At 64.2% G+C, this 6,080-nt stretch carries 4 protein-coding genes and 2 pseudogenes; 2 read left to right on the forward strand and 4 right to left on the reverse strand.

The genetic code is table 11. The annotated features are described in order from the left end of the window. The first annotated feature begins 31 nt into the window (after positions 1 to 31). Positions 32 to 427, forward strand: a complete 396-nt coding sequence (locus tag DI269_RS03405) for a hypothetical protein (RefSeq protein ID WP_112133725.1) — start codon at positions 32 to 34, stop codon at positions 425 to 427. A 102-nt stretch (positions 428 to 529) separates the two neighbouring features. Here the strand turns inward: DI269_RS03405 and DI269_RS28955 are convergent. Continuing rightward, positions 530 to 1,954: pseudogene (locus DI269_RS28955) on the reverse strand (recombinase family protein); the annotation flags it as partial. Positions 1,955 to 2,031: 77 nt separating this feature from the next. On the opposite strand from DI269_RS28955, the pseudogene DI269_RS28545 reads away from it, so the two are divergent. Next, positions 2,032 to 2,196: pseudogene (locus DI269_RS28545) on the forward strand (transposase); the annotation flags it as partial. 1,088 nt (positions 2,197 to 3,284) lie between these two features. Here DI269_RS28545 and DI269_RS03425 read toward each other — a convergent pair. Genes DI269_RS03425 through DI269_RS03435 form a run of 3 tightly spaced genes read right to left on the reverse strand, consistent with a single transcriptional unit; the run spans position 3,285 to position 5,972 of the window. Further along, positions 3,285 to 3,719, reverse strand: coding sequence for an NUDIX hydrolase (locus tag DI269_RS03425; RefSeq protein WP_112133726.1), 435 nt, complete (start codon positions 3,717 to 3,719; stop codon positions 3,285 to 3,287). After that, positions 3,712 to 4,983, reverse strand: coding sequence for a DegT/DnrJ/EryC1/StrS family aminotransferase (locus DI269_RS03430; protein WP_112133727.1), 1,272 nt, complete (start codon positions 4,981 to 4,983; stop codon positions 3,712 to 3,714). Before DI269_RS03430 ends, DI269_RS03425 begins: the two co-directional genes overlap by 8 nt. Next, positions 4,980 to 5,972 (reverse strand): Gfo/Idh/MocA family protein, encoded by a 993-nt coding sequence (locus tag DI269_RS03435; RefSeq protein WP_112133728.1) that lies wholly within the window; start codon positions 5,970 to 5,972, stop codon positions 4,980 to 4,982. The genes DI269_RS03430 and DI269_RS03435 overlap by 4 nt, the downstream gene beginning before the upstream one ends. Between the last annotated feature and the right edge of the window lie 108 nt (positions 5,973 to 6,080).

Here is a 6,080-nt window from a genome sequence, read left to right on the forward strand (position 1 = left end):
GCGGCCCGGTTTTCGACGTTTCCGGCCTCAAATGATCGCGCCGCTCGGGCAGCAGCGGCGTGAACGGCGAGCTGATCTCATCCGCGCTTACCTTCGGCTCGCCGGTCACTTCATCGACGTAAACCAGCAGCCGTTTGAAGTACGACCTGTGGAAAGGCTTGTGGAAATCCTCCGGCAGCGCCTTCAGCAGCCGCCTCGGATCGTCCAACAGGCCCAGCAGCATCCTGATCGCCTCGCCGGCCCGCTCCACCTTCACGTCCCCGACTTCGTTCAACCGCTCCTCGACCGAGGCCAGCTCATCGCGGAGACGGCACATCTTGGCCTCCAGCCGATCCTGCGGCCACGCCGGATTGCCGACGAGATCGAAGAGCTGGTCCTGCTGCTCGACCAGTCGCCGATGCTCGGCCTCCAACTTCTTCCGAAGTGACGCCGTCAGCAACCCCTTCTCCCGCAACGCCTTGTCGACGGCCGCCCGCAGTTCCCCCGCGAGCGACGGCGGGACGTTCAAGGTCGCATAGTGCGCGCTGACGGCGGCCTCCATCTTCGCGACCGGCAGCCTCGGGGACTGGCAGTGCTTGTTCGCCCTACCGCTGCACAGGAAGTACGAGTACATGAGACCGCGTCGGTTCTTGACGGTGTCGAGGTAGAACCGCGTCCGACAGTTCGCGCACCACAGCAGCCCCTTCAACGGGTGGTCGTAGACCCGTTCGCGAGTACCTGCGCCGCGCTGGTTCACGAGCACGCTCTGAACCCTGTCGAACAGCTCCTGAGTGATCAGCGGTTCATGGCGACCGTCGTATTCCTTGCCCTTGAACACGACGCGGCCCAGATACCTGCGGTCGCGAAGCAGCCGCCCGATGGTCTCGATCGTGACCGGCCGACCGCTGGGCACGTCCTTCCTCGGACGGGTGCGAAGCCCCGCCTCCGTGACCGCTCGCTGGAGGTCCTTGAATCCGTACCGCCCCGTCGCGTAGAGCTCGAACATCATGGCGACGAACGGCGCCCGCTTGGGGTCGACCGCGATAGTCCTGACTTCGCGGCCGTCGACCTTCTCCCCCACGTTCAGGTACCCGAGCGGGGCGAGGCACGGGATACCACCGCGGGATGCCTTCGCGGCCAGCTTGTAAGCCACGTCCGCCCCAGACGCGCGCGACTGGTACTCGTTCACACCGTCGAGGATCGCGGCCACCAGATCACCGATGTAGCTGTCCTCGGTGTAATCCATGATCGAGACGAGCTGCACCCCGAGCTTCCGGAGCTCCCGCCGAGTGATCGCCGCATCGGTCGTATCGCGGTGCATGCGCGAGCGCGCGTAAACGATGATGGCGTCCACATCCTTGGAGTTGCGGACCCTCGCCATCATCTCCTGGAACTTCGGCCGGCCGTCAACGGTCATCCCCGATTTGCCGGGCTCAAGGTATTCGTCGAGGACCTCGAACCCGAGATCCTCGGCCTTCTGGAGGCACGCCTTGCGCTGCGCCGGAATGGAGTTCCCCTCGGGGTCGTAGTCGGTGTCGACTTGACTTCGAGAGGACACCCGCAGGTACAGCACCGCTCGCTTCTTCTTTGACGTCTCGCTCATGCGCCGTCGGCCTTCCGATCGTGCTCGTCGGTCTGGCACGCAGGTCTGGCTGCCGCAGGTTCGTCTTCCGCGATCAGGAGGGCCGCATCGACCAGGATTGCCGCTATCGAGGCAATGTCGATCTCTTCGCGGGGCTCCCCTACGACGCGAACCTTGGGCTCTCCGGTAACCATGGGAGACATCGCGATTGACCAGGTATTTTACGTGCCGCTGCCACCGTATGCTGGGTTCGCGCACCTGTCGAGCGACCGGGAAATCGGCGCCTCCGGACAAGCTGACCGATCCGGATGAAGGGTGGAGCACAGCCAAGGCAGGGCAGCCTGAGACAAGGTGGTGAGATGCGGTCATGCAAGAGGCGTGTCTCGTCGACATCGCGATGCAGCCTGGACGACTAACAAGCGTATCCCGACGATCACAGAGAGTCAAGCCTCAGTCTCCGACCCTGGCATCGCCCTGGGACACGAGGTCCGTTGCCGTTGGATGACCATAGGTGTTTGCAGGGAACCCTATTCCTGCTCTGCACCGGCATCAACTGGAAACATCTGCCGCCCGAGCTCGGGTTCGGCTCCGGTATCACCTGTTGGCGGCGGTTCCGCCGCTGGTGCGAGGACGGGGGTCCTGGCCGCTGGGCATTCAGATTCCTTCGTCCTTGTTCACTGTTCTGGACACCGTTGCGACGGCCTTTGAGGCGAAGCGGGACACATTGACCATTCTGACTGCGAGCTCTCCCGCGAGGAGTGCCACCTGCTCACCTGAGCTCGCCGAAGCCCGCTGGATCAGTAACCTTGGCGAGCTTGGGGAGGCCCCGGTCTCAAGGTGGCTTCGGCCGTCGCTACGGCGCCCAGGCACGGATTCAGACCCGGTCTGAGGTGCCGCTGGGCAGCTTTTCCCTATAGCGTCTTACGGGGATATGTATATATTCGGGTTTCTACAACTAGCAGAAAATGCCACTCATCCTGCGAAAACACTTGGTTACTGGGCTCGGTGACGTGGAAGTAGCCGTGGAAGGGGGGATCTGGAAGCCCCAGCCTGGAAGCCCCGGTCCGGAAGGGGTGCAGGATCGAGATCGCAAAACGGCTGCGAGGCGGTCATTCGGAGGCGCACTGCGGATCTTCGCAGCGGCATCACAAGTCCCCGCACGCTGAACCACCGCTCGCATGTCGAGATCGTAGGTGGCCGGTAACCAAGCCAGTAACCTTCGCAAAGAGGCAGATTCCCTACCTGCTCGTTCCACTTCCAACAGCGGCAGGTTGAGCTCGAACGCTCCCGCCGGCAAAATGGATGCCAGTCCAGGCTGTATCAGTAGCAACGCCGTGCTCTACCCAAGCCGCCCCCAGCAAACGCCGCTGGCACCAAGAATCCGAAGCAATCCTGCTTTGAGAGCAATGATGCAGTCAGTTCTAACCGTTCCTAAAAATGCGGGGCCGACAGGTGTGCAACCTGGCTGGAGAACAGCTCGACGGATCGGTCTTCCTCGGATCACCTGGGGCCATTACAACCGCGGTGCCACGTTAATCACCATCGACGACAACGATCTCTGGCTCATTCCCTACGGACATTACACGCTCCGTGAAATCCTGCAGCGCAAGCTGAGGCACCTGGACGAAACGAATGACTGCTGGTTCCCTGCCTCAGGGTTCGCGGACCCCGAATAATCGTCGCGGTACTCCTGTAGTTAAAAGTGATCCATACCCGTCAAATATCAACTCACCGAACGAAGAATGATCTTGACGGCGTCCGAGACGGGGAGGTCACCGAATGTTGATACCCATTGATGATCCTCATGTTCGGTGAGGGTGATCGGTTCAGTTGTCGAGGTGGAGATGGTGAAGTTGAACTGGCGGGTGAGTTTGCCGCTGCTGCTGGTGTAGTCGAAGTGGCCGAGGTAGGTGGTGATCTCGGTGAGGTCTAGGCCGGTTTCTTCTTTGACTTCGCGGGTGAGGGCGGTGTCGAGGCGTTCGCCGGGGTCGACTTTGCCGCTGGGGAGTTCCCAGAGGCCGCCCATGAAGTCGTCGGCGGAGCGTTTGAGGAGGAGGACTCGGTCTTGGTCGTCGGTGATGACGGCGCCGACGACGAGTTGAATGATGCCGTCTTCGGCGGCTTGGGCGGTGAGTTTGTCGATGAGTTGGTCATCCATGCTGGGCTCCTGTCTCGATGAGATCGGTGTGGTGGGTGCTGACTTTGCGGAAGGCGTTGAGGTAGGCGTCGGCGGTGTGCTGGTCGTCCTCGCGGTGCCAGACGGGGAGCTTGATGGTGGTCGCGTGGAACGCTTCGGCTCGGGGGAACTGTCCTGGAGCATAGGCGAAGCGGCGGGAGAGGGCAGGGAAGAGCGGGCCGGGTTCTTGGAAGAGCGGCAGGAGGTTCAGTGGGCAGGTTGAGCCTGGTCGGTCGGCTTCGAGGGCGCCTTCGGCTTGGAGGGCTTCGAAGTAGCGGTTGAGCGGGAGGCCGTTGAGCTGGTCGGGGTGGTAGCGGAGGATCAGGCCGTACCAGGAGGAGCGGTCGTGCTCGGCGGGGATGATCGGTTCGATGCCGGGGATGTCGCTGAATTGGTCGCGGAGGTAGGTGGCGGTCTTGTCGCGGTCGGCGAGGTAGGTGTCGAGGTTGCCGAGTTGTTCGAGACCCATTGCGGCGGCGAGCGGGTGGATGCGGTGTTTGAGGCCCATGCCGGTCACGGCGTAGCGGGCGAGTGGGTCGGTCTTGGGGATCTCGTTGCGGCAGCGCTTGTTGTACTGGCCGTGGAGAAGTGCGCGGTAGTAGATCTCGGACTCGTCGGTGAGGAGGAAGCCTCCTTCGCCTGCGGAGAGGGGCTTGGGGCCGTTCATGCTGAAGGCCGCGGCGTCGCCGAACGAGCCGATCTTGCGGCCGGAGGCGGTGGCGCCGTGGGCGTGGGAACCGTCTTCGAAGAGGCGGAGGCCGTGGAGATCGGCGATGCGGCGAAGCTCGGTGACGTCGGCGGGTGTGCCCCACATGTGGGTGACGGCGATGGCTCTGGTGCGGTGGGTGATTCGGGTGAGGACGTCGGCCGGGTCGAGGTTGCCGCAGTCGTCGCACTCGGCGAGGACCGGTGTCGCGCCGAGGTGCAGGAGCGGCGTGACGGTGGCGAAGAAGGTGTATGTCGGGACGATGACCTCCATGCCGGGGCCGATGCCCGCAGTGGCGTACATCGAGTAGAGCGCTGCTGTACCTGAGCTTGTGAGAAGGGCATGACGGACGCCGAAGTACTCGGCGAGGGCGTCTTCGAGGTCGGCGATGACGCCGGAGCGGTCGTAGATCGAGACGGCGCAGTCGAGCTGGTCGGATACGGCTTTGCGGGTGGCGTCGGTGATCGGCGGCCAGGTGAAGTGCGGGCCGGGCCGATCGATGGCGGGTGTGCCGCCGAGGAGGGCGAGCGGGGAGGTCACAGGAGCTCCTTCGGGTTGATGGCGGTGCGCTGGCGGACGGACTCGTAGCAAGCGGTGATGAAGGCCAGGTGCGCGAGATGTTCGGCCGGGCCGCTCGGGTTGGTTCTGGTGCCGTTGATGACGCGGGCGAAGTGGTCGATCTGGGCGGTGGCCGCGGCCGGCCAGGACTGCTCGCGGGTGAGGGATTCGATGACGTCGCCGTGGTTGTCGAGGCGGCGGATGCGGCCGCGTTCGAGGGCGACGATGCCTTTGGAGCCGACCAGGCGGATCTGCTCGCTCTTGGGGCCGATAAATCGGGACAGGAGCGCGGAGCCGTAGAGGCCGGAGTCGTACGCGAAGTGGACGAGGGCGGTGTCCTCGGCGTCGTAGGCGCGGTCGGGCCGGGCGGAAGCGGAGGTGTCGGCGATGATCCGGTCGGGGAGGCCGAAGTACCAGAGGATCATGTCGACGAGGTGGTAGCCCATGTCGATGACGCAGCCGCCGCCGGCTTGCGCGATGCGGCCTCGCCAGCCTTCGGAGGGGTCCTCGATATGCAGCGTGTACTGGGCGTCGATGACGATCGGCGTGCCGATCTGGTCGGCGAGTTGGACGAAGCTGGAGTAGATCGGGTTGAAGCGCCGCTGCAGGGTGACCATCAGCTTGATCCCGGCGCCGTCGCAGATCGCGGCAAGTTCGCGCGCCTCTTCGAGACTGGTCGCGAACGGCTTCTCCTTGAGCACGTTCACGCCGTGCTCGGCGGCGCATTCGACGACGTCGCGGCCGACATGGTGCGGGACGCAGACGACGACCAGGTCGAGGGCTTCGGAGGCGAACATCTCGCGGTAGTCGCTGTAGCCCTTGACGTGCAGTTGGTACTGCAGCTCATGGATGACGTCGGGGTTGTCGTCGCAGATCGCGATGAGTTCGACGGCGGCTGAGGCGGCCAGGCCGGGAAGATGGTCTTCCCTGGCCTGCGCGCCGAGGCCGACGACTGCGGCTCTGAGTGTCATCGGGTCAGTCCTCTCGGGGGTCGAGTGACGGAGTTGGTGGGGTGGGCCGCCGCGCCCACCATGCGCGGCGGCCCAGGGGGCGGTGCCGCCGGAATCGCGGCACCTGGG

The organism is Glycomyces dulcitolivorans, from assembly GCF_003265355.1.
Taxonomy (GTDB): domain Bacteria; phylum Actinomycetota; class Actinomycetes; order Mycobacteriales; family Micromonosporaceae; genus Glycomyces; species Glycomyces dulcitolivorans.

Coding starts and splice junctions, on each gene's coding strand:
- DI269_RS03405 (WP_112133725.1), top strand. CDS start 32: ATGATCGCGCCGCTCGGGCAGCAGCGGCGTGAACGGCGAGCTGATCTC.
- DI269_RS03435 (WP_112133728.1), bottom strand. CDS start 5,972: ATGACACTCAGAGCCGCAGTCGTCGGCCTCGGCGCGCAGGCCAGGGAA.
- DI269_RS03425 (WP_112133726.1), bottom strand. CDS start 3,719: ATGGATGACCAACTCATCGACAAACTCACCGCCCAAGCCGCCGAAGAC.